Annotated in this window: 17 protein-coding genes, 1 tRNA gene, 1 other RNA gene and 1 pseudogene; 3 read left to right on the forward strand and 17 right to left on the reverse strand. The window is 53.8% G+C overall.

What is annotated here, in order from left to right; genetic code table 11:
* The first annotated feature begins 18 nt into the window (after positions 1–18).
* Positions 19–426, forward strand: coding sequence for a type II toxin-antitoxin system HicB family antitoxin (locus FYJ35_RS04600; protein ID WP_154523820.1), 408 nt, complete (start codon positions 19–21; stop codon positions 424–426).
* A gap of 68 nt (positions 427–494) precedes the next feature.
* Here the strand turns inward: FYJ35_RS04600 and FYJ35_RS04605 are convergent.
* Positions 495–577: transfer RNA gene (locus FYJ35_RS04605), tRNA-Leu, on the reverse strand.
* 202 nt (positions 578–779) lie between these two features.
* Positions 780–2072, reverse strand: coding sequence for a diaminopimelate decarboxylase (locus FYJ35_RS04610; RefSeq protein WP_277067234.1), 1293 nt, complete (start codon positions 2070–2072; stop codon positions 780–782).
* A gap of 203 nt (positions 2073–2275) precedes the next feature.
* On the opposite strand from FYJ35_RS04610, the gene FYJ35_RS04615 reads away from it, so the two are divergent.
* The gene (locus FYJ35_RS04615; RefSeq protein WP_154523826.1) at positions 2276–3874 is read left to right on the forward strand and encodes an NAD(P)H-hydrate dehydratase; all 1599 of its coding nucleotides are present in this window, start codon (positions 2276–2278) and stop codon (positions 3872–3874) included.
* Between the two features lie 89 nt (positions 3875–3963).
* Here FYJ35_RS04615 and FYJ35_RS04620 read toward each other — a convergent pair whose 3' ends face one another.
* The 10 genes and pseudogenes from FYJ35_RS04620 to FYJ35_RS04660 all read right to left on the reverse strand — a co-directional run bounded on the left by FYJ35_RS04620 (position 3964) and on the right by FYJ35_RS04660 (position 14939).
* Positions 3964–4974: a GGGtGRT protein gene (locus FYJ35_RS04620; protein WP_154523829.1), complete on the reverse strand. Its 1011-nt coding sequence runs from the start codon at positions 4972–4974 to the stop codon at positions 3964–3966.
* 35 nt (positions 4975–5009) lie between these two features.
* Positions 5010–5753, reverse strand: coding sequence for an iron-sulfur cluster assembly scaffold protein (locus FYJ35_RS04625; RefSeq protein WP_154523832.1), 744 nt, complete (start codon positions 5751–5753; stop codon positions 5010–5012).
* Between the two features lie 129 nt (positions 5754–5882).
* Positions 5883–7184: a ribonuclease H-like domain-containing protein gene (locus FYJ35_RS04630; protein WP_154523835.1), complete on the reverse strand. Its 1302-nt coding sequence runs from the start codon at positions 7182–7184 to the stop codon at positions 5883–5885.
* A gap of 226 nt (positions 7185–7410) precedes the next feature.
* Entirely contained in the window at positions 7411–8499 is a 1089-nt protein-coding gene (gene rpsA, locus FYJ35_RS04635; RefSeq protein WP_154523838.1) for a 30S ribosomal protein S1, read from the reverse strand.
* A complete protein-coding gene (gene ispH / locus FYJ35_RS15465) occupies positions 8466–9362 on the reverse strand; it encodes a 4-hydroxy-3-methylbut-2-enyl diphosphate reductase (RefSeq protein ID WP_235906371.1) in 897 nt (298 codons plus the stop codon). Before ispH ends, rpsA begins: the two co-directional genes overlap by 34 nt.
* Positions 9363–9494: 132 nt before the next feature.
* Positions 9495–10304, reverse strand: a pseudogene (cmk, locus tag FYJ35_RS15470) ((d)CMP kinase); the annotation flags it as partial.
* Positions 10192–11676, reverse strand: coding sequence for a BaiN/RdsA family NAD(P)/FAD-dependent oxidoreductase (locus tag FYJ35_RS04645; protein WP_321058997.1), 1485 nt, complete (start codon positions 11674–11676; stop codon positions 10192–10194). The pseudogene cmk and the gene FYJ35_RS04645, both read right to left, overlap by 113 nt.
* On the reverse strand, positions 11624–13564 hold the full coding sequence (locus FYJ35_RS04650; protein WP_154523847.1) for a sensor histidine kinase: 1941 nt from the start codon (positions 13562–13564) through the stop codon (positions 11624–11626). Before FYJ35_RS04650 ends, FYJ35_RS04645 begins: the two co-directional genes overlap by 53 nt.
* Positions 13539–14240, reverse strand: coding sequence for a response regulator transcription factor (locus tag FYJ35_RS04655; RefSeq protein ID WP_154523850.1), 702 nt, complete (start codon positions 14238–14240; stop codon positions 13539–13541). Before FYJ35_RS04655 ends, FYJ35_RS04650 begins: the two co-directional genes overlap by 26 nt.
* Positions 14241–14243: 3 nt before the next feature.
* Positions 14244–14939 carry a GTP pyrophosphokinase gene (locus tag FYJ35_RS04660; RefSeq protein ID WP_205839717.1) on the reverse strand — a complete coding sequence of 232 codons (696 nt, stop codon included), beginning with the start codon at positions 14937–14939 and terminating at the stop codon, positions 14244–14246.
* Positions 14940–15094: 155 nt separating this feature from the next.
* On the opposite strand from FYJ35_RS04660, the gene ssrA reads away from it, so the two are divergent.
* Positions 15095–15439, forward strand: a transfer-messenger RNA (tmRNA) gene (gene ssrA / locus FYJ35_RS04665).
* Positions 15440–15509: 70 nt separating this feature from the next.
* Here ssrA and FYJ35_RS04670 read toward each other — a convergent pair.
* From FYJ35_RS04670 to FYJ35_RS04690, 5 genes are all read right to left on the reverse strand, one after another.
* Positions 15510–16046: a 3'-5' exonuclease gene (locus FYJ35_RS04670; RefSeq protein ID WP_154523856.1), complete on the reverse strand. Its 537-nt coding sequence runs from the start codon at positions 16044–16046 to the stop codon at positions 15510–15512.
* Between the two features lie 68 nt (positions 16047–16114).
* The gene (smpB, locus tag FYJ35_RS04675) at positions 16115–16579 is read right to left on the reverse strand and encodes an SsrA-binding protein SmpB (RefSeq protein ID WP_154523859.1); all 465 of its coding nucleotides are present in this window, start codon (positions 16577–16579) and stop codon (positions 16115–16117) included.
* Between the two features lie 248 nt (positions 16580–16827).
* On the reverse strand, positions 16828–18465 hold the full coding sequence (locus FYJ35_RS04680) for a S1C family serine protease (RefSeq protein ID WP_205839709.1): 1638 nt from the start codon (positions 18463–18465) through the stop codon (positions 16828–16830).
* A 153-nt stretch (positions 18466–18618) separates the two neighbouring features.
* Positions 18619–20163, reverse strand: coding sequence for a 2,3-bisphosphoglycerate-independent phosphoglycerate mutase (gpmI, locus tag FYJ35_RS04685; RefSeq protein ID WP_154523865.1), 1545 nt, complete (start codon positions 20161–20163; stop codon positions 18619–18621).
* Complete coding sequence (locus FYJ35_RS04690) at positions 20160–21473, reverse strand: homoserine dehydrogenase (RefSeq protein ID WP_154523868.1); 1314 nt, start codon at positions 21471–21473, stop codon at positions 20160–20162. Before FYJ35_RS04690 ends, gpmI begins: the two co-directional genes overlap by 4 nt.
* Between the last annotated feature and the right edge of the window lie 337 nt (positions 21474–21810).

Raw genomic sequence — 21810 nt, forward strand, 5'->3', positions numbered from 1 at the left:
CACGCAGGGGGAATTGATATGAAGCTCATCTATCCGGCAATCTTTACGCCTTATGACAATAACGGCGGCTATGATGTAGAGGTCCCGGACCTTGAGGGCTGCTCTTCCGGCGGCGATACGCTGGAAGAAGCGATGGAGAATATCTGCGATGAGGCTGCCCGCTATATTCTCATCCACATGGAATCCGGCAGACAGATCCGGAAGGCCTCGCCCTATGAAGCAATCAAGGCGCCGGGCAAAGGTGCCTTTGTCAGCCTGATCCTGATTGATATGGGTGCGTACTCAGACGCGCATGCTGAGAAGGCTGTCCGCAAGAACATCACAATCCCTGCCTGGCTGAACGCCTACGGAGAAGCACGAAACGTCAACTTCTCCCGCCTTCTTCAGGACGCACTGCTCGGGCTGACGCAGAAATCCATAGATTGACAAATTCTTCAAGATACGAAAAAGCCCCAGGAATGCGATCAAATAAGCATTCTGGGACTTTTTCATAATGCCGGTGGTGGGACTTGAACCCACACGCAGTTTCCTGCCGCAGATTTTGAGTCTGCTTCGTCTGCCATTCCGACACACCGGCTGAACTGTTCAAAAATAATGGAAGCCATACAAACTGGATTCTATCACAGACGGATGTTTGTGACAATCTTTTTTGATAATTTGAACAGCGGCTTGTTTGTTTGTAATAATAATGCGTCCGCATTTCAGCAGACGCATTCCCCGGCAATGCTCTTCACATTATTGATGTCCAGGATTCTCCGTGCTTCTGGCGCGGGATTCTCTCAGAACTTCTCCCGATCCTCAATCTCATCCAGCTTTTTCCCGACCGGGAAGCAGTCGAAGGTCGCGAAATAGTCCTTCGGTGTCTCTCTTCTCCGGATCAGCTGCACGCTCCCGTCTTCCTTCAGAAGCAGCTCCGATGACCAGAGGCGGCCATTGTAGTTATAGCCCATCGAAAAGCCGTGGGCTCCAGCGTCGTGAATGAACAGGTAGTCCCCCTTGTTGATCTCCGGAAGGTCGCGGTCAACCGCGAATTTATCATTGTTTTCGCACAGAGATCCCGTCACATCATATCTGTGGTCATGTGGCAGCTGTTCCTTGCCAAGCACTGTGATGTGATGATATGCGCCGTACATGGCAGGCCTCATCAGGTTTGCTGCACAGGCATCAACGCCGATATACTCCTTGTAAATATGCTTCTCATTGATGGCCTTCGTAATCAGTGCCCCGTACGGTCCCATCATGAAGCGTCCCATCTCTGTGAAGATCTTTACATTGCCCATGCCGTTCTTTGTCAGAATCTCATCATAGACCCTGTGCACGCCCTCTCCGATCTTCAGGATATCATTCGGCTCCTGATCCGGGCGATATGGAATACCGACGCCGCCGGAAAGGTTGATGAACTCGATGCTGCAGCCGGTCTCATTCCGGAGCCTGACGGCAAGCTCAAACAGCGTGCGCGCCAGCGCCGGATAGTAGTCATTGGTCACGGTATTGGATACCAGAAACGCATGAAGGCCGAAGTGTTTCACACCTTTCTGCTTCAGAATCCGGTACGCCTCAAAAATCTGTTCTTCCGTCATCCCATACTTGGAGTCTCCAGGGTTGTCCATAATGCCGTTCGAAAGTCTGTAAACGCCGCCCGGGTTAAAACGGCAGCTCATCGTCTCCGGAAGTCTTCCCAACACCTTCTCCACAACCGGGATATGGGTAATGTCATCAAGATTGATGATTGCGCCAAGCTCATTGGCATAGCGGAACTCCTCCGGCTCTGTGTCATTGGAGGAATACATAATCTCCTGTCCGGTGATCCCGGCTGCCTCCGCCAGCATCAGCTCCGCAGGGGAGGAACAGTCGCTCCCGCAGCCATATTCATGCAGGATCTTCATCAGAAACGGGTTGGGTGTTGCCTTTACGGCAAAATACTCCTTGAAGCCCGGATTCCATGCAAAAGCTCTCTGAACCTTCTTTGCGTTCTCCCGAATCCCCTTCTCGTCATACAGGTAGAAGGGAGTCGGATACTCCTTCGCAATCTCCTGTACCTGCTCTAATGTCACGAACGGATTTTTAACCACCTGACGCCTCCTGATCAATTGAGTCGAACAACCACATTCCCTCTTATTTAACACAAATGACCGCAGACTGTAAAGTGTCTCTCCAGATGTCCGGAGCCGAGCCGCCCCCGGGCCGCCCCCTGCCGTCTTTATTCAGTTTTCTTCTTCTCATTGTATGAATTGTCTGCTAAAATATTTTTGATAACCGACCGGGAGATGATGGCATGAAGGTTCTCTTAAACAGCTCGGAAATGAAAGCATGTGACGTTTCCACAATGATGCAATATGGAATCCCGTCCGCCGTCCTGATGGAGCGGGCAGCGCTCGCTGTCAGAGACGCAGCGGTCGAACATTTTCATCCTGAGACCGTGCTTGTGCTGTGCGGAAGCGGCAACAATGGCGGGGACGGCTTTGCCGCTGCAAGGCTTCTGATGGATCAGGGGATCAGGGCGGATGTCCTCTTTCTCGGAACACATGCCCGCATGACGGAACAATGTCAGCTGGAAGAGGAGCTCTTCCGTCGCAGCGGCGGACAGGTTCTCCCGGATGATGCCAGACTCTCCGGCTACGATCTGATCATTGACGCCCTGTTCGGAATCGGCCTTTCACGGGAAGTTCTGGGACGGTATGCAGATCTCATCAACGCTGTAAACCGGTCGGATACGCCGGTCCTTTCCGTGGATATGCCGTCCGGTGTGTCCGCAGACAGCGGGCAGGTTCTCGGCACGGCCATCCGTGCAGACCTGACGGTCACCTTCCAGTTTGAGAAGCTCGGGCAAAAACTGTTCCCCGGCGCCGAACTATGCGGAAGGCTGCTTACCTTCGATGTCGGAATTCGGAATCCTATTCCCTCTCACACCGGCTTTTCAGCAGCCTCCGGCAGCGGCAATCCGGATCAGGAACACTCTCCGGTCTATACCCTGGAGGAAAAAGATCTGCCCGCCCTTCTTCCAAGGCGGCATGCCGATGACCACAAGGGTAATTGCGGAAAACTACTCATCATCTCCGGGAATACCGGCATGGCCGGTGCGGCAATCCTGGCTGCCAGGTCTGCACTGCGAAGCGGCGCCGGTATGGTGTGCGTACTGTCTCATCCTGACAACCGGCTTGCGATTCAGACCGCTGTCCCGGAAGCGCTCTTTGCTCCGTGGCCGGCCGATCTCTCCCCGGATTCGGATGGAAGGAAACTGCTTGCCCGCTGGCTCTTCTGGTGTGATGCAGCTGCCGCCGGTCCGGGGCTTGGAACAGACGCCTTCAGTCTTTCGCTGCTGACAGTCTTCCTCAAGAACTTCAAAGGTCATGTCGTCCTTGATGCAGATGCGCTGAACCTTTTAGCAGAACACCCGGAGATTCTTCCGCCCGAAAGGCTGCCCGATCCTGTATCTGACTCAGCCCCTGAAACAGAGTTTTGTGGCGTTTCCGCTGTCATCACGCCTCATCCGGGGGAGATGAGCCGTCTTACCCATTCTCCGATAGACGTAATCCTTGCCGGACCCATTCGCGTTGCACGATCCTATTCCCGGAAAACGGGACTGACGGTCGTCCTGAAGGGTGCACGGACCGTTGTTACCGACGGAACTGATACGATGCTCAACACACTCGGCAATGAAGGTATGGCGACTGCCGGTTCCGGCGATTCTCTGACCGGGATCATCGGTGCTCTGCTGGCGCAGGGACTGGCACCCTTTGATGCGGCACAGACCGGGGTCCTTCTTCATGCAATGGCCGGAGACAGGGCTGCAGCAGTCCTCGGGACAAGGAGCATGAAAGCCGGAGACCTGGCGGATTTTCTTCCCGAAGTGCTGAAAGATATTCGCTTCTAAAACAAGCCTGCCCGGAATGACTACACTATGAAAAAAGCGGTCCGCGCCAGATTTGGCGCGAACCGCTTTTTGATCGTTGATTAAACAGATCAGAACTTTCCAGCCTTAGCAGCTTCCTCGATTGCGACTGCGGTGGAAACCGTCATGCCGACCATCGGGTTGTTGCCTGCGCCGATCAGACCCATCATCTCGACATGAGCCGGGACAGAGGAGGAACCGGCGAACTGCGCATCGGAATGCATACGGCCAAGAGTATCCGTGAAGCCATAGGAAGCCGGGCCTGCTGCCATGTTATCCGGATGCAGAGTACGGCCTGTGCCGCCGCCTGATGCAACAGAGAAGTACTTCTTGCCAGCCTCAAGGCGCTCCTTCTTGTAGGTGCCTGCTACCGGATGCTGGAATCTGGTCGGGTTGGTGGAGTTGCCGGTGATGGAAACATCCACGTTCTCCTTCCACATGATCGCAACGCCCTCCGGTACGGAGTTTGCGCCATAGCAGTTGACAGAGGCGCGGACACCATCCGAATAGCTCTTGCGGAAGACTTCCTTGACGGTATTGGTGTACGGATCATACTCTGTCTCAACATAGGTGAAGCCGTTGATACGGGAAATGATCTGCGCCGCGTCTTTTCCAAGTCCGTTCAGGATGACGCGCAGCGGCTTCTGACGAACCTTGTTTGCGTTGGTCGCAATTCCGATTGCACCCTCGGCAGCCGCGAAGGACTCATGGCCTGCGAGGAAGCAGAAGCACTCGGTCTCCTCATCCAGCAGTCTTGCGCCCAGTCTTCCATGTCCAAGGCCAACCTTACGGGTGTCTGCGACAGAGCCCGGGATGCAGAATGCCTGAAGGCCCTCACCGATCGCCTCAGCAGCGTCGGATGCCTTGCGGCAGCCCTTCTTGATCGCGATTGCAGCACCGGTGATGTATGCCCAGCATGCGTTCTCGAAGCAGATCGGCTGAATGCTCTTGATCAGATTGTAGACATCCAGTCCGGCATCCTTTGTGATCTGTTGTGCTTCCTCGAGGGAAGAGATGCCGTATGAATTGAGGACGCTGTTGATCTTGTCAATACGTCTCTCATATGATTCAAATAAAGCCATTATCGTATCCTCCTTATCTCAAAAGCCCATCAGCCTTATTTCAGAAGCGCATCGTCCTTCTTCAGGACATCCTTGAGGGCGACTTCCTTGTCGGTACGGGGATCCAGAATCTTCACTGCATCCTGTACGCGGCCATAGCGTCCCTTTGCCTTCTCCCATGCATCGTTCGGAGCCATTCCGCCCTTCACGAAGTCGGTGAACTTTCCAAGAGATACGAAGGTGTAGCCGATGATCTCATTGTCTGCGTCCAGCGCGATGCCGGTGACATAGCCCTCTGTCATCTCCAGATAACGCGGGCCCTTCTTCAGCGTGCCATACATGGTTCCGACCTGGGAACGCATTCCCTTGCCGAGATCCTCAAGGCCGGCGCCGACCGGAAGACCGTTCTCAGAGAAAGCAGACTGGCTGCGGCCATAAGCGATCTGAAGGAACAGCTCTCTCATGGCTGTGTTGATTGCGTCGCAGACGAGGTCCGTATTCAGAGCCTCAAGAACCGTCAGACCCGGGAGGATCTCAGAAGCCATAGCTGCGGAATGCGTCATGCCGGAACATCCGATGGTCTCAACAAGACACTCCTGAATGACCCCTTCCTTGATATTCAGGGACAGCTTGCAGGCACCCTGCTGCGGTGCGCACCAGCCTACACCATGGGTGAATCCGGAAATATCCTTGACTTCCTTAGCCTGTACCCACTTCGCTTCCTCCGGGATCGGAGCAGCGCCATGATGCACACCCTGTGCAACCGGGCACATCTCTTCTACTTCTCGTGAATAAATCATGTCAAAAACTCCTTTCAACAATGTAGAAGTTCACAGTTCGTGTGTATTCTCGCATATTTTGCTCAAAAAGTACAGACCCGGAAGCGGCATTTCCGGTGCAGTCCGGGGACTTCAGGCCCTGTTTCCGGTTCACCTGTCCGTCTTCTTATTCTGTCTTTTACAGTCGCCTGAAAGCAGGCCGCAGACATAGGAAAGTGCCGCTTCGCTGTCTGTCTGGAGGCTCTCCATAACCCCTTCAGTCAGCTGAATCCACCCGGATTTATCCTTCCTGCTCTTCAGAAATACCAGAGCGTCCGCAAACGTCCGGCGCGTTTCCTCCCCCTGCCCGGCTGCAGGCGAAGACGGGCAGGGAAGAAAGACTCCGCGTACCCTGATGTAGCAGTTCTCCGCTTTTGCCTGCTCCCGGAACCGGCTGTCCACAAACTGTCCGACAGACTTATGAACGGCCCGGTCCTCTTCAGGCAGATAATAATAGTTTTTATAGTCCGGGAAAAAATGAAGCAATGTCCGCTCTCTCAGCGGAATATGGATTTCCGCCTTCGATCCATACAGTTCCACCGAGAAGCCGGCCGCCTCGCTGGAAACCGGTACTGGCACCGGGACAGGCGTCCGCAGACTCAGCCTGAGCTCCTCTGTGCACATTTCTCCCTCTGCCTGTTCCCTGTCCGCTTTCCCTGCGCCGTCTGCAGCATTCTCGATACTCAGCCCCGCCGGGCAGCTGCAGCGCCGCACGTCTACAGCTGGCAAATCTTTCTGGGTCTCCCGATCATCAGTACCGTCACTCTTCTCTCTGTTTTTCCCGCTGTCCTTCACCATCTGAAAGAAGGCCGGGTAAGCCGTCAGCATGGTCAGCGACAGCATTCCACGCACATCCTCGTAGTTGTGGAGCAGAAGCTTCTCAAGATCCCCCCTCGGGTCTTCCGAGCGTCCGTCTCTGTACGCCCTGTATATCCAGATCAGCTGTCCTCCATCGTACCGGTCCTGTCGTCTGAGTCCGAGGAACCGCTCGATTGTCTTCTGATTGAGCCTTTCCAGCCCAAGAAGGTCCTTATAAGGTCTGACCATTCTGTAGATATCAGCCGTATTCATCTGCCGGAATGGGGACGGCATCGAATATTCCTGATATTTCGTTTCCAGATACGGGATATCGAACCGGTCTCCATTGAAATGAATGACTGTCCGATACCGCATGCAGATGTCAGAGAAAGCCTTCAGAAGGTATCTCTCATCTTCTGTCTTCTCTGCAAAAAGCTGCGTGATCTCCCAGCTTCCCGGCTTCTTCTGCACTGCATACCCAATCAGATACAGATGAGAGGTCTCCGCCTTCAGCCCCGTCGTCTCAATATCAAAATAGATACATGTCTCCGGGTTGAGCTCCATCGCCGTAATATAGCGCTCATCAACCACTGCGCGATGTGTTGTCTGAATCATCCGGTCTACTCCTTCTGTTCCCTTGTTTCACCAGCTATACCTGTCCGGAGCCGAAGAACAGTCTTTCTTATCATGCGTCTCTTCATCAGTTCCGGCCTTAAAGACAGCCTCTGCCGGCACACGTTATCCGCCGTTGTCTCGTGTTCCGCACGAGATGATGTACGGTCGCCTTTAAAAAAAGAGCCGCGGCAAACGCCGCAGCTCTTTCCAGATTCAATGAAACAGATTACTCTTCCTCAGCATCGCTCTTCGGAGCGGAAGTCTCAAGCGCCTTCATGCTCAGAGAAATCTTGTGGTCCTCGCCATTGAAGTCGACGATCTTTGCCTCGATCTCCTGACCGACCTTCAGAACATCGGACGGCTTGTCCACATGCTCATGAGAGATCTGGGATACATGAAGCAGGGCATCAACACCCGGCTCCAGCTCGACAAATGCGCCAAAGTCTGTCATGCGGGCAACCTTGCCGGTGATCACGGTTCCAACTGCATACTTCTCGGAGGCATCATTCCACGGGTTTGCATCCGGGAACTTGCGGGTCAGCGCGATCTTTCCGCTCTCGCTGTTGATGTTCTTGATCATGACCTCGACCTTCTCGCCAACCTTGAAGACCTTCTTCGGGTTCTCAACGTGGCCCCAGGACATCTCGGAGATATGAAGAAGTCCATCTGCGCCGCCCAGATCGATGAATGCGCCAAAATCTGTCACATTCTTGACAACGCCCTCGACACGGTCGCCGACATGGATCCGCTCGAACAGCTCCTTCTGCAGTTCCTTCTTGCGCTCGACAAGAAGCTGCTTGCGGTCACCGATGATGCGGCGCCTGCGCGGATTGAACTCTGTGACAACGAACTCAATCTCCTGATCCTTGTACTTGTCAAGGTTCTTCTCATATGTATCAGACACAAGAGATGCCGGGATGAAGACACGAGCGCCTTCGACCACAACGGAAAGCCCGCCGGAAAGAACCTGGACAACCGGTGCCTTGAGTACCTCATGGTTGTTGAAGGCCTCCTCCAGTCTCTTGTTGCCCTTCTCTGCAGCCAGTCTCTTGTACGTCAGAACGGTCTGACCCTCGCCATCGTTGACCTTCATGATCTTGACTTCCATCTTGTCGCCAACATGAATCTTTTCAGTGAGGTCGCACGGTTCATTGGAATACTCGTTTCTTGTGAGAATTCCGTCTGACTTGCCGTTGATATTCAGGATCGCCTCATCCGGCTTTACATCGATGACCTCTCCCTCAACGACTTCCCCGACATGAATCGGCTTAAATGTTTCATTCAGCATCTGTTCAAAAGTATTGTCTTCCGACATTGTTTTGAAACCTCCTCGATAATATTGTTTGGGGTAGATGCCCCCGCTGAAATACCAACGATGCCCCTGGATGGCACTAGCCGAAGATTCAAATCATCGAAAGTTTGCACAAAAAAGGTGCTTTCGCACTCTTTTCTGCAGATATCAACCAACTTCTGTGTGTTTGAACTGTTTCTGCCGCCGATTACGATCATCGCATCTGCAATGTGTGCGATCGCATCAGCTTCCGTCTGCCGCTCTTCCGTTGCATTACATATAGTATTCAATATAGCGCTTTCATGATACCTCAATTGCGTAATGATTTCAACCAGTTTGTGAAATTTCTTCAGATTAAAGGTTGTCTGGCTGACGACACACAGCGGCTTCTGAATGCCGCTCTCCACAAGCTTCTGAGCCTCCTCCTCCGTCCCGATTACAATCGCCGGAGAGCTGCACCATCCCATGATGCCCTCAACCTCCGGGTGATGAGCGTTACCGATGATGACGATCTGGAAGCCCTCCGCGCTCTTCTCCTTCACAATCTGATGAATCTTCTTCACATACGGGCAGGTTGCATCAATCAGCTTCAGCCCCTGTCCTTTGATCTGTTCGTAGACGCGCTGCGGAACCCCATGTGACCGGATCACAACCGTCCCCTCCGTGATCCCGGACAGCTGCACCTCGTCATCGATCTCCATGACCCCATGCTGCTTCAGGTCCGCAACCACCATCTCGTTGTGTATAATCGGCCCGTAGGTGCAGATGGGTGTCTGTCCTTCCTTGATCTGGTCATAGACGGTATCCACCGCCCGATGGACTCCGAAGCAGAAGCCGGCGCTGGCCGCAAGATAGACAGCCGCCTTCCCATCATCCGATACCCACAGCTGTCCCTTCAGCGGACTGTCCTCCCTCAGCATCAGGTTCTTCAGTTCCTGAATGCGTGCCTCAGGTGAATGGATGCCTCGCCTGGCACCCTCCTTTCTCTTCGCATCACGCATCGCCGTCTCTGCCAGATTCACAATCCTGTCCACCGCCTCCTCAACGCTGAGATCTGAGGTGTCCAGCAGAATTGCGTCATCTGCCTGCCTGAGCGGCGCTTCTGCTCTGTGACTGTCGCGGTCGTCCCGTTCCTCGATCTCTCTCTGAATCTCCTCAAGGCTGCAGACTTCCCCCTTTTGCTGAAGCTCCGCATACCGGCGTCTTGCCCGCTCCCTGCTGCTGGCCGTCAGAAAAATCTTCAGCGGCGCATCCGGGAGGATGCGCGTACCGATATCCCGTCCGTCCATGATCACATTTTCATGCCTTGCGAGTTCCCTTTGGAGATTCAGGAGCTTCTCCCTCACTGCCGGCTTCGCTGCTGTCACAGAGGCCTGGTCCGACACCTCCTGTGTCCGAATTCGTCCGCTGACATCCACTCCGTTCAGGAGCATCTGCTGCATACCGTCCTGATATCGAACCCCGATCTCGATCTGGCTCAGAGCCTTCTCCAGCGCATTCTGATTCTCTACATCCACCTTGTGCTCCAGCATATAAAGCGCGATGGTGCGGTACATTGCCCCTGTGTCGACATACACAAAGCCCAGCTTCTGCGCTGCACACCTCGCAACCGTGCTCTTTCCCGCTCCTGCCGGTCCGTCAATTGCAATCGAAAAACTCATGACTTCTCCCTCGCTCAGCCTGTACTGACGCCCAGTCTGTACTGGCACTGATCTCTCATTCTGTTTCTTTACTTTGACTCTTTGCATACGCTGCTGCCCCAAGTCCTGCTGCTCGACCCGTTGACCACGCAATCTGCAGGTTATATCCGCCGGTGTGCGCGTCAACATCAAGCACCTCGCCCGCAAAGAACAGCCCCGCCGTTTTTCTGGATTCCATCGTCCCCGGATCGATTTCCCGCACCCGGATGCCTCCGTGCGTCACGACTGCCTCCCGGAAGCTTCCCGGGTGTGTAATTGTAAAGGTAAAATGCTTCGTCTCACGGACAAGCCTGGCGCGCTCAGCCTTCGTAATGCTGTTGACCGCCTTCTGCGGATCAATCCGGCACCGCCTGAGCAGGACCGGGACCATCTTCTGCGGATAGATCTCAGGCGCCACATTACGGATCTCCTTGTTCGGATTCTGTTCGAAGGCTCTCAGGATCCGCTCATCCAGCTTTTCTTCAGGCAGCGCAGGTTTCAGGTCGATTTCCGCCTTCAGCTGTCCCTTTCTCAGGCAGTCGGAAAGATCAGCGCTTGCCGTCAGAACCAGCGGCCCGGTCACACCGAAATGCGTGAACATCATCTCGCCAAATCCGTCCCAGGCCTTCCGCTTTTCATTGAAAATCCGGAGCGTCACATTCTTCAGAGACAGTCCCTGCATCTCAAACAGATCTTCCTCTGCGCAGCAGAGCGGGACAAGCGAAGGGCTGCAAGGCTCCACCGTATGGCCTGCCTTCTCCGCAAACCGGTATCCGTCGCCGGTAGAGCCCGTTGTCGGGTAAGAAAGGCCTCCTGTTGCGATCACAACCGCCCTCGCAGAAAGGACGGTTCCATCGGACAGGCAGACGCCCGTGACCGTCCGGCGGACCGTCTGCTGCACATCCGCCCTGGCTGCAGCCCTCTCCCTGCATTGTCCTGAGGCGCCCGGCAAAGGTATATCTGCCCGATCAGTTTCAGCCTGCTCTCCCGATAAAATAAGCCTGGAAGCCTCTGAACGGAGTCTGATTTGTACCCCTCTCTCCCGCATCGCCTGTTCAAGCGCCTTGGTAATATCTGAGGCATGATCGCTCTGAGGGAAAGCCCGGTTTCCACGCTCCAACTTTGTCCGGCAGCCATGCTCCTCAAACCACGCAATCACTGCTGCCGGATCAAACCCGTAGATGGACGAGTATAAAAAGGAGGCATGACAGGGAACATGGCTCAGAAAATCCTCCGGATCACAGGCATTGGTGAAATTACATCTGCCCTTTCCGGTGATATAAATCTTCTTCCCTGCCTTCTCATTTTTTTCGAGCAGTATCACACGAGCGCCGGCTTCCGCCGCAGAAAAGGCCGCCATCATGCCTGCCGCTCCGCCGCCGATCACAAGAACGTCCGCGTCGGGCATTCCCTTTCCCGTCTTTCCCGGAAGCCTTGGCTTCCCGGCTGATTTTCTGCCGGAAACCTTCTCACGAGCTGCCCTCCGAGGAGCTGTCGCCTGACTTCCTGCATTCCCTGTCACGAATCTCTGCTCCCCCGTTCTCCGGCTTTTTGCTTCCTGCCTCATCTTTACTGATCCCGTCTTCCATTCTTTCTTTTGCTTCCTGCCGGCTTTCAGCCGTCTGCAGATTCTGTGAATCCTCTTTTCGGGCTGCTTTTTTTCCGACCGGCACCCAGACAGCATCTACTGCCCGGTTTTCCGCCTCACGTTCTCTGCGGGCCTCCTCTTTCCTCGCGGCCGCCTCCTGCTGACGCTGCTGCTGTCTTCTGTATTCCAGATCCTCTTCCCTGGAGCCCTCCGTCCGTCTGAAGATCGGAGTCCTGATCTGCCCGCCGCTTTCACGGTTCTGCCTTGTCAGAAGATTCTTCTCATCTTCCATCTCTTCATCCACCAGCTCGCCGTCTCCGTCTTCCAGCTCAAACCAGAATTCCACACCATCTTCCACGTTGCGGACACCATAACGCTGATGGAAAGACTCCATGATTGCCTTCACAATCGCCAGTCCGACACCCGATCCCCCGTAAGCGCGGGTCCGTGCCTTGTCAACCTTGAAAAATTTATCCCAGACATGCTCCAGGTCCTCGTCCGGAATCGGATTTCCTGTGTTGAAGACCGTTGTGCGGACGACACCTCTTTTAATGTCCTCCTCCACCCGGATCTGGATCCGAAGCGCCCCTTCCACATGGTTGATGGCATTGCTGAGGTAGTTGGTCAGAACCTCCTCCACCTTGAACTCATCCCCCCAGACATGGACGCAGGGCGGACACTGCACCTCGATCGAGGCGCCCTTCTGGTCCGCCAGAATCTTTGTGGAGGCGGTCTTTCCACGAATCAGCTCTGCCAGATCAAACCGCGTCATCTCCACCTTGTCATAGCCGGATTCCAGCTGGTTGAGCGCCATCAGCTTGCGGACAAGCTGATTCATTTTCCCCGCCTCGTCTATGATGACACTGCAGTAATAATCTCTCGACTCCGGGTCATCGTTGACACAATCCTGAAGTCCCTCCGCGTATCCCTGGATCAGTGCCAGCGGCGTCTTCAGCTCATGCGAGACATTCGACAAAAACTCGCGACGCTCATCCTCCGCCTTGATCTTCGCATCCAGATTCGCCTGCAATTCATTGTTGGCGGTCTTCAGCTCAGAGATCGTCTTCTCCAGCGTCTGACTCATCTGATTGAAATGTTCGCCCAGCCGTCCGATTTCGTTTGTGCCGCCCGACGTATACCTGGCATTAAAGTCCAGGTTTGCCATGCGTTCGGACAGCTCTGTCAGCTCTGTCAGCGGCTTTGTGAGCCGTTTCGACATCCAGCCTATCATGATCACACTGAGGACAATCGCCAGCAGGATCATGTACATGACAAACTCATTGGAAATCTTCGCAGAAGTCCGGATGCTCTCCACCGGAACCCGGAGCAGGATGTGGTAGCCATTTTTCGTGAAGGTTCCATACAGCTCCAGATAGACCGCATTCCCCAGATGGTCATCCTTCTTCTTCTGAATGGTGTAATTGTTCTCCTTCTTTACAACCTGGCTGCCCTGGTCGATCCCCCATATGTATCCATTCAGCCTTGCGGACAGGATCTCAAGGCTGTCGTTCCCCGTTCCATACACGAGAACCGGAACATAGTCCGCATCTGTAATCGCAGCGATGACACTGTTCTTCTGTGTCGTCTCCAGAAAGCTTTTGTTAAAAAATGTTTGATTCAGCCCATCCGCTGTCACATGCTCGTCTGCCATCTCAAACATGGAGACAAGCGTGTTCTCCAGCCGCCTTTCATAGAACTTTTCCAGCAGAAAGGTGTTTGCCAGAAACATCAGCAGCATGATGATCCCGATGATCGACAGGAAGGTAACCGTCAGCTGCCTGGATATAGACGTGCGCTTATTTTTTTGCTTCTTTCTGCTCATCGTCTGCCTCGAACTTGTAGCCCATCCCCCAGATGGTCTTGATATAGTTGCCGCGCTGCCCCATCTTTGCTCTCAGTTTCTTGACATGCGTGTCAATTGTCCGTGCATCCCCGAAATAATCATAATTCCAGACGCTGTTGAGAATCTTCTCGCGCGACAGCGCGATTCCCTGATTCTCCACAAAATAGGTCAGGAGCTCAAATTCCTTGAAGGAAAGCTCTACCGGCTGTCCGTCGATCTGAACCTGATGCGCGGCCTTGTCAATCTCGATCGCCCCTGCCTTCAGAATATCATCCGATCCAAATGCCCCGCTCCTGCGCAGGAGGGCCTCCACACGCGCAACCAGAATCTTCGGGCTGAATGGCTTCGACACATAGTCGTCAACTCCGAGCTCAAAGCCAAGCGCCTCATCCCGCTCATCCGATTTAGCTGTCAGCATAATGATCGGTACCTTCGACTCCTTCCGGATCTCGCGGACAACCTCCCAGCCGTCCATTTTCGGCATCATGACATCCAGAATGATCAGCGCAATATCCCGTGTCGAGAAAAACTTGTCGACTGCCTCGGCGCCATCTCCGGCTTCGATGACTTCAAAATTCTTCTTGACCAGGAAGTCCCGGACAAGCTTCCTCATCCGTTCCTCATCATCGACGACCATTACCTTCAATGTTTCCATCGCTCAATCCTCCTCCATGTCTTCATATTTTGCCAGACGGTTTTTAATGTCAAGCATCCGCCTGTCTGTCTCCGCAATTGTATCTGCGCACTCGCGCAGCTCCGAAGAGATCGCGTTCAGATCTACATCCCCCGGCAGCGTCTTCTTGTACCGGATCTGATGCTCGAGGCTCGCCCAGAAATTCATCGCAATCGTCCGGATCTGAATCTCCACGCGCATGTACCGGGTCGTCCGCGAAAAGTAAACCGGGATCTCGACAATCATGTGATAGCTTCGGTACCCGTTCTCCTTCGGATTTCTGATGTAATCCTTGATGGATATGACCTTCAGGTCGTCCTGTCTTCCGAGCATCCGCGCGATATCATAGATGTCGTCGATGAAATTGCAGATGACACGAACGCCTGCCACATCGTTCAGATTCCGGACAATGCTCTTGACTGAAATCTCCTGTCCTCGCTTTTTCAGCTTTCTGTAGATACTCATCGGCGTCTTGACCCTGCTCTCGATCGATGAGATCGGATTGCGCCTGTATCTGACAGAAAACTCCTCATCCAGAATCTCCAGCTTCGTCTGAACCTGCCGGATCGCGCAGTCATACATCATCATCAGCTCTTCAAACTGTTTCGTCTCCTCAAACAGGCCGTCCCCGTTCTTCTGCCTGCCCCGCTCCTCGGCCTGGCTCCGGATCTCCTGGTTCATCATCTCTTCACTCCTGCTCATTTTACACATTTTTTCTATGATACCACGCAGCAGTGTTGGAACTGTGAAAAACTTTCGGCTTGTTTTCCCGATCGTTGATCCTTCCTTGACGGTTTGTCCTGCAGACGGTATACTGGATGAACAGATTCACCTCCGGGGTAGTAAAGGTTTCGACGGGGGCTGTGAAGCTGGAGAAGCTATCCGCAGGGTGATGCGTCAAATCCCAACCTAAATATAAACGCTGATAACAACGTTGAACTCGCTGCAGCCTGACGGCTGCAACTGCCTGATCTGAAGCACCTGCACTGCAGACTCAGGTATCGAACTTGCAGGAAACGACTTATGCGAAGCTTTGAGCATATGGGCGTATCATGAAGCTACTGAAACCGCAAGGGTGTCTGTTCCCGTGCGGCAGAGGGAACGTCAATAGACAGACTACGATAGTAGAAGGACAGGGGATTGGCTTTCGGACACGAGTTCGACTCTCGTCTACTCCACTCATCATGCAAAATCCGAACTCTCAGGAGTTCGGATTTTTTATGCGCCGCACGCCTGCTTTGCTCATTCTCTTCACCGGTTCAGCGAGCAGGTTCGAATGAACGGTCTGATGTCTGCCCCACTCTGGAGATACCGCAGGAGGATCTGAGCGCAGGCTCTGCTGTCGCTGTCCGCCTTGTGATGATCAAGCGCAATTCCATAGTAGTCACACAGATCGTTCAGCTTGTGGCTGATGCCCGGAAGAAGGCGTCTTCCCATCTGGACCGTGCAGATATAGCGTGCATAAGGCTTCCACTCAATTTCATACGCAAGCAGGCATTTCTTCAGAACACCCATATCGAACTGAGCATTATGCGCCACCAGAAGTCCGTCTGACATATACGGCTCAATCTTCTCCCAGACCTCCGGAAAAGAGGGTGCGTTCCGGACGGATTCTTCGCTGATCCCGGTCAGCATCGTATTGAAGGGATCAAAATGAGCCTCCGGATTGACAAGGGTGTAGAATTCCTTCTCAATCTGTTCGTTCTCAATGATCGTGATGCCGATCGCGCTCATCCGGTTGTTCAGTCTGTTTGGCGTCTCCACATCGAATACCGTAAATTGTGACATTGCCATCTCCTCTGCCGGATACAGTATGGTTGCTGCCCGTGTTCGCACATTCTGTCCTGCCGGCACATTCAGCGGTTGTACTCCTTGAATGCCCGCTCCATCGATCGCTTTGCATCCCTCTTTGCAATATCTGCCCGCTTATCGTACTGCTTCTTTCCTCTTGCCACCCCGATTTCAACCTTCACAAGCGATCCCTTCAGGTAAACCTTGAGTGGGACAATGGCAAAGCCCTTCTGCTGGATAGCCCCCCAGAGTTTGTTGAGCTCCTGCCTGTGTAGAAGAAGCTTCCTTGGCCGGAGCGGATCCTTGTTGAAAATGTTTCCCTTCTCATACGGGCTGATATTCATGCCGTAGATCAGGGCCTCTCCGTTGACCATGCTGATGTAGGCTTCCTTAATGCTGCACTTTCCCATCCGAAGCGACTTGACTTCCGTTCCTACAAGCGCGATCCCCGCCTCATATGTCTCATCGATGAAGTAGTCGTGATAGGCCTTTTTATTGTTTGCGATCAGTCTGACTGATTCCTTTCCCATTCCTGTTCTCCTGAAATTCCGGTCTCCAATAACTCATCTGCCCGGCTTCTGCGTTTTCTCCCGGCTGCTGTTTTCCGCATCGCATGCCGGCTTCGCCGCCTGTATGTCAGCTGCCTGCACGGTTTATTCTTCAGTCTCCGGCAGCGATTCTGTGATCAGAAAAAGTGCGGGGCGATGGATATCCTGCCCCGCACTTTTCTATATTACCGCTGCCCGGCCTTTTCTGCAATCAGGTCCGGAGCTCATATTCAGAATTCTGCACTTCCATTTCCGCTCGCCCCTGAAGTGTTGCCGTCCTGTCCGCCGTACGGGAAACCAGAACCGTTTCCATAGCCCCCGCCAAACGGATAACCGAACTCATTTCCGCTGCCGCTTCCGTCCTGCCCGCCGAAAAAGCTGCCCCATGGAATCGTAATGCTTCCGTCTCCATCCCTGTTGTCTGACGGCGGAAGGGTCTGGGAGCCGTCGTCGGCATCACCTGTGGATCCGTCCTTCCTGCCACTGTCCTTATCCTGTCCGTCAGACTTGTCTCCGTCTGAATTCTCTTTGTCAGAGCCGTCAGATGAGGAATCAGACGAATCCGATGCGTTCTGCGCCTTCCTGGCCGCTTTTACCTCATCGGTTGCCTCGCCAAGCGTGACCTCCACTGTCTTTTCCTTATAGCTGTTTCCGGAAGCCCTTTCATAGGCAATCTTCACCTTTTCCCCTGGTGCATAATACTGGATCTTCTTCAGAAGCGTATCCCTGGAATCAATCGACAGTCCGTCAAGCTTTGTGATGACGTCTCCCTTTTGAAGACCTGCCTTCTCAGCAGCGGATCCCTTCTCAACTGAGTATACATAAGCCCCTTTCGGGATATTGTACATCTGGCTGGCTTCGTCTGTCACCGGTGCCACTGTAATGCCGAGATACCCGTAATCGTCCAGCGCATCCCTCGTCTTGCGGTTGATCAGATCCTGAAGAACCGGGATTGCGGTATTGATCGGAACCGCATACCCGACATTGTCTCCTTCCAGATAACCCGCGTTGAAGATCCCGATGACTTCTCCCTTTGCATTCAGGACAGCTCCGCCGCTCTGTCCCTGATTTGCGGCGCCATCGGTCTGGAACTCTGTCCAGGTTCCCTCGTCCGTCTCTACCTTGCAGTTCAGTGCCGCGACAATACCCGATGTCACGGTCAGCCCCTGACCAAGCGTGTTTCCGATTGTAATGGCGGTCTGTCCAACCTTGAGCTTGTCGGAGTTGCCAAGGACCGCGACCTTCAGCTGCTTCAGCACATCCTCCTTGATGTCCTTCAGCTGAACAGCAACAACTGCCACATCTGTCGATGGATCTGCTCCCTTGACCTTCGCCGCAACGACCTTGTCCTCCTCATTGTCTGTGTCAACTGAAAAAGCGACTGTAACGTCCGTCGCATTATCCACAACATGATTGTTCGTTGCGATCAGCAGCTCGTCACCGGTCTGCGCAATGATAAATCCCGACGCTGCCCCCTCCTCCTCAACACTGTGCTTCCCTCCAAAGTAGTCCTCGACTTCCTGCACACTTTTCTCGGAAATGGTGACAATGGACGGCATGCATGCAGCCACAACGTCCGAGACATCAATCGCCGTCACCTTTGCATCCCGTGTCCCTGTTGTTTCAAGCTGCGGGTAGCTGTTCTTTCCCGAATCCTTCTTATCGGAAGATGCATCCTGCTGCCTGTCAGCTTCCGTCTGCTGCTCTGTTTCCGTCTGACTGTCTGCCTCTGTCTGCTGCTCTGTACCTGTCTGGAGGGCATTTCCGGCAAATGTATATGGGGCTGCACTCACGCTCATCGCTGCGGTCAGAATCGCCGCCAGCACCCTTGCAGAGATTCTTCTGTTTCTCAGCTTCTTATCGTACATTGGAAAGCTCCTTTCATGCATTCAAATGATACTTCCTATCTTAAAAAGCTTCTGTGTCAAAGGTGTGAAAATTCAGCTGATTCTGTGTGTCCATGTGAAAAAGGGCAGCTCCCGCAGGAGACTGCCCTTTAACGTCCATTCAACGATATTCACTTAGCTTTTCTTCACAAGCAGACTCTTTCCCGTCATCTCCTCCGGCTGCTTCATGCCCATCATCTCGATCAGCGTCGGGATGATATCGCACAGCGCGCCGCCTTCTCTGAGCGTATAAGCCGGATCATAGTTGACCAGAATAAACGGAACAGGGTTTGTCGTATGGGATGTGAGCGGCTCGCCCGTCTCATAATCCACAAGCTGCTCCGCGTTGCCGTGGTCCGCCGTGATGAACATCTGTCCGTTCACTTCGAGCAGGGCATCGACAACCCGTCCGACGCACTTGTCGACCGTCTCGATGGCCTTGATGCAGGCCGGCTCCACGCCTGTGTGTCCGACCATATCCGGATTTGCGAAATTGGTAATGATTACATCATATTTTCCGGACTTGATCGCGTCAACAAACTTGTCGCAGACCTCCGGCGCGCTCATCTCCGGCTGAAGATCATAGGTCGCCACCTTCGGACTCTTGACCAGGATGCGGTCCTCGCCAGGATTCGGGGCCTCCACACCGCCGTTGAAGAAGAAGGTCACATGTGCATACTTCTCTGTCTCGGCAATTCTGGCCTGGGTCATATGATGCTGTGCAAGGAATTCCCCGAATGTCTCCTTGATCTCCGTCTTCGGGAAGGCGACATGCTTGTTCGGGATCGTGACATCGTAGTCGGTGAAGCAGGTGTAGTAAACCTTCTTGCGCGGTCCCCTGTCAAACTGATCGAAATCATCCATGCAGAAGCATCTGGTCAGCTCTCTTGCACGGTCCGGACGGAAATTGAAGAAGATGATCGAATCGCCGTCCTTGATCGTGGTAACCGGCTTGCCATCCTCCATCACAACCGCCGGAATGACGAACTCATCGGTTACCCCATTCGCATAGGAGTCCTTCACCGCCTGCACGCCACTTGAAGCCGGCACGCCCTCTCCCAGCGTCAGGGCCCTGTATGCCTTCTCGACTCTGTCCCATCTGTTGTCACGGTCCATCGCATAGTAGCGGCCGGAGACAACCCCGATTTTGCCGACGCCAAGCTCGTCCATCTTATCCTGGACCTGCTGAACAAACCCTGCTCCGGAATCCGGCGGTGTGTCACGTCCATCGAGGAAGCAGTGTACAAAGACCTTTTTCAGCCCCTCCCTCTTTGCCATCTCCAGAAGCGCAAAGATATGGGAAATGTGGCTGTGAACGCCTCCGTCGGAAACGAGTCCGTACAGATGAAGGGAGGAATCGTTCTTCTTTGCATTCTCCATGGCTCCCTTCAGAGCCGGGTTTTCAAAGAAAGTTCCCTCGCGGATCGCTTTCGTAATCTTCGTCAAATCCTGATATACAATACGGCCTGCTCCCATATTCAGATGACCGACCTCTGAATTGCCCATCTGACCATCCGGAAGTCCGACATACTCCCCGGATGCCTGTCCCTGCACAAATGGGTATTCCTTCATCAGTCTGTCCATGACAGGCGTATTCGCCTCTGCGATTGCATTGTGATCCTTCCTCGGATTCAGTCCGTACCCGTCCAGGATCATCAGTACTGTTGGTCTCTTGCTCATGATATTTCTCCTTCTCTCTGATCGATATACACCCTGATCATGCTTGCAACCCGTTTCACAACGCTGCTTGAATTGATGATCAGCAGCGCGTCCCTGATATGGCGCTCCCGAACCGGGCTTGTAATGATGACAAGCTCTGCATTTGTCCCGATCTTGTCCTTCTGGATCACCTGCTCAATTGAAACGGAATTGTTGCCGAAGATGCTGGCAATCGTGGCGAGGACGCCCGGCTTGTCCTCCACCTCCATTCTCAGGAAATAGCTGGAGACCGTGTTCTCAATCCTGCGGATCGGAATCTTCCGGTACACATTGTCTCTTGTCGTTCCCTGGGAGTGATAGACCGTGTGGCGCGCGACAGAAAAGACATCTCCCATCACAGCGCTGGCTGTCGGCATCTCACCGGCTCCTCTGCCATAGAACATGACATCCCCAACGGCATCTCCGCGCACATAGACGGCATTGTAGGATCCTTTCACCGTCGCGATTGGGTGGGCCTGCGGGATCAGCATCGGATGCACCCGGACCTCGATTCCTTCCTTCCCGTTTGTCGCGAGACCAATCAGCTTGATGACCCAGCCAAGTGTCTTCGCGTAAGCGATGTCCTGCGCCGTGATTTTCGTGATCCCCTCCGTGTACACATCCCGGAAGGTGACTCTGGAATGAAACGCGATGGATGCCATGATGGCCATCTTTCTGGCCGCGTCATACCCCTCGACATCAGCGGTCGGATCCGCCTCCGCATAACCCAGCGCAGTCGCCTCTCTCAGCGCCTGCTCATAGTCCATTCCCTCATCTGTCATCTTGGACAGAATAAAGTTTGTCGTCCCATTGACGATTCCCATGACCTCGCTGATCTCGTTGGCGGACAGGCTGTTCTTCAGAGGTGATATGATCGGGATGCCGCCGGCTACGGAAGCCTCAAACCTCAGCTCCGCATGGTTTTCCTCGGCGATCTCCATCAGCTCTCCGCCCCGCTCCGCAATCAGATCCTTGTTTGCGGTGACAACACTTTTTCCCGCCTCGAGAGCGTCCCGGATATAGGTGCATGCCGGTTCAATGCCGCCGATCAGCTCGATGACGATGTCGATGTCCGGATCATCCACAATCTGTGAATAGTCACTGGTCAATATGGAAGGGTCATCCACATCCTTCACATGTGCCTCCGGATGCCTCACCAGAATCTTTTTCAGATTCAGGACCGTGTTCAGCTTCTGAGGCATCTCAGGCCGCTGTGTTTTCATTACCTTGTAGACACCCTTTCCGACCGTTCCAAGGCCGAGCAGTGCCACATTCATTCCGTCTTTTCCCATGTCTTCTTCCATCCTGCCGATGCCGGTTTGACCCGTTCCGGCTGCTGCCAGTCAGTTGTCACTCATCTGCAATCAGTTCTGGCGATCAGGCCAGCGCAGTCATCTTATCATACTGCCAAGCTCCTTGTAAATGCACGGCCGTTCATTTTACATGTGCTGTTCCCCTGCTGCTCTCCACCGTTCTACAGGTGCTTTTCTACTGTTCTCCTTCGCTGTTCTCCTCCGCAGTTTCCCTGCGCTGTTCTCCTGCGCTGTCCTCCTTCATGAAAGACTTGCACAATTCGGCAAATTCCGCCAGCCAGGTTCTTTCGCATATGAAAATCACCGGTTCACAGGC

It is taken from the genome of Porcincola intestinalis (assembly GCF_009696445.1).
Taxonomy (GTDB): Bacteria; Bacillota; Clostridia; order Lachnospirales; family Lachnospiraceae; genus Porcincola; species Porcincola intestinalis.

Excerpts from the sequence above, each read along its gene's own strand:
- smpB (WP_154523859.1), bottom strand. The coding sequence starts at position 16,579 with ATGGGAAAGGAATCAGTCAGACTGATCGCAAACAATAAAAAGGCCTAT.
- FYJ35_RS04600 (WP_154523820.1), top strand. The coding sequence starts at position 19 with ATGAAGCTCATCTATCCGGCAATCTTTACGCCTTATGACAATAACGGC.
- FYJ35_RS04630 (WP_154523835.1), bottom strand. The coding sequence starts at position 7,184 with ATGATTCAGACAACACATCGCGCAGTGGTTGATGAGCGCTATATTACG.
- FYJ35_RS04690 (WP_154523868.1), bottom strand. The coding sequence starts at position 21,473 with ATGGGAAAAGACGGAATGAATGTGGCACTGCTCGGCCTTGGAACGGTC.
- FYJ35_RS04625 (WP_154523832.1), bottom strand. The coding sequence starts at position 5,753 with ATGATTTATTCACGAGAAGTAGAAGAGATGTGCCCGGTTGCACAGGGT.
- FYJ35_RS04650 (WP_154523847.1), bottom strand. The coding sequence starts at position 13,564 with ATGAGCAGAAAGAAGCAAAAAAATAAGCGCACGTCTATATCCAGGCAG.
- gpmI (WP_154523865.1), bottom strand. The coding sequence starts at position 20,163 with ATGAGCAAGAGACCAACAGTACTGATGATCCTGGACGGGTACGGACTG.
- FYJ35_RS04670 (WP_154523856.1), bottom strand. The coding sequence starts at position 16,046 with ATGTCACAATTTACGGTATTCGATGTGGAGACGCCAAACAGACTGAAC.
- FYJ35_RS04655 (WP_154523850.1), bottom strand. The coding sequence starts at position 14,240 with ATGGAAACATTGAAGGTAATGGTCGTCGATGATGAGGAACGGATGAGG.
- FYJ35_RS04620 (WP_154523829.1), bottom strand. The coding sequence starts at position 4,974 with ATGGCTTTATTTGAATCATATGAGAGACGTATTGACAAGATCAACAGC.
- FYJ35_RS04660 (WP_205839717.1), bottom strand. The coding sequence starts at position 14,939 with ATGAACCAGGAGATCCGGAGCCAGGCCGAGGAGCGGGGCAGGCAGAAG.
- rpsA (WP_154523838.1), bottom strand. The coding sequence starts at position 8,499 with ATGTCGGAAGACAATACTTTTGAACAGATGCTGAATGAAACATTTAAG.
- FYJ35_RS04615 (WP_154523826.1), top strand. The coding sequence starts at position 2,276 with ATGAAGGTTCTCTTAAACAGCTCGGAAATGAAAGCATGTGACGTTTCC.
- FYJ35_RS04680 (WP_205839709.1), bottom strand. The coding sequence starts at position 18,465 with ATGTACGATAAGAAGCTGAGAAACAGAAGAATCTCTGCAAGGGTGCTG.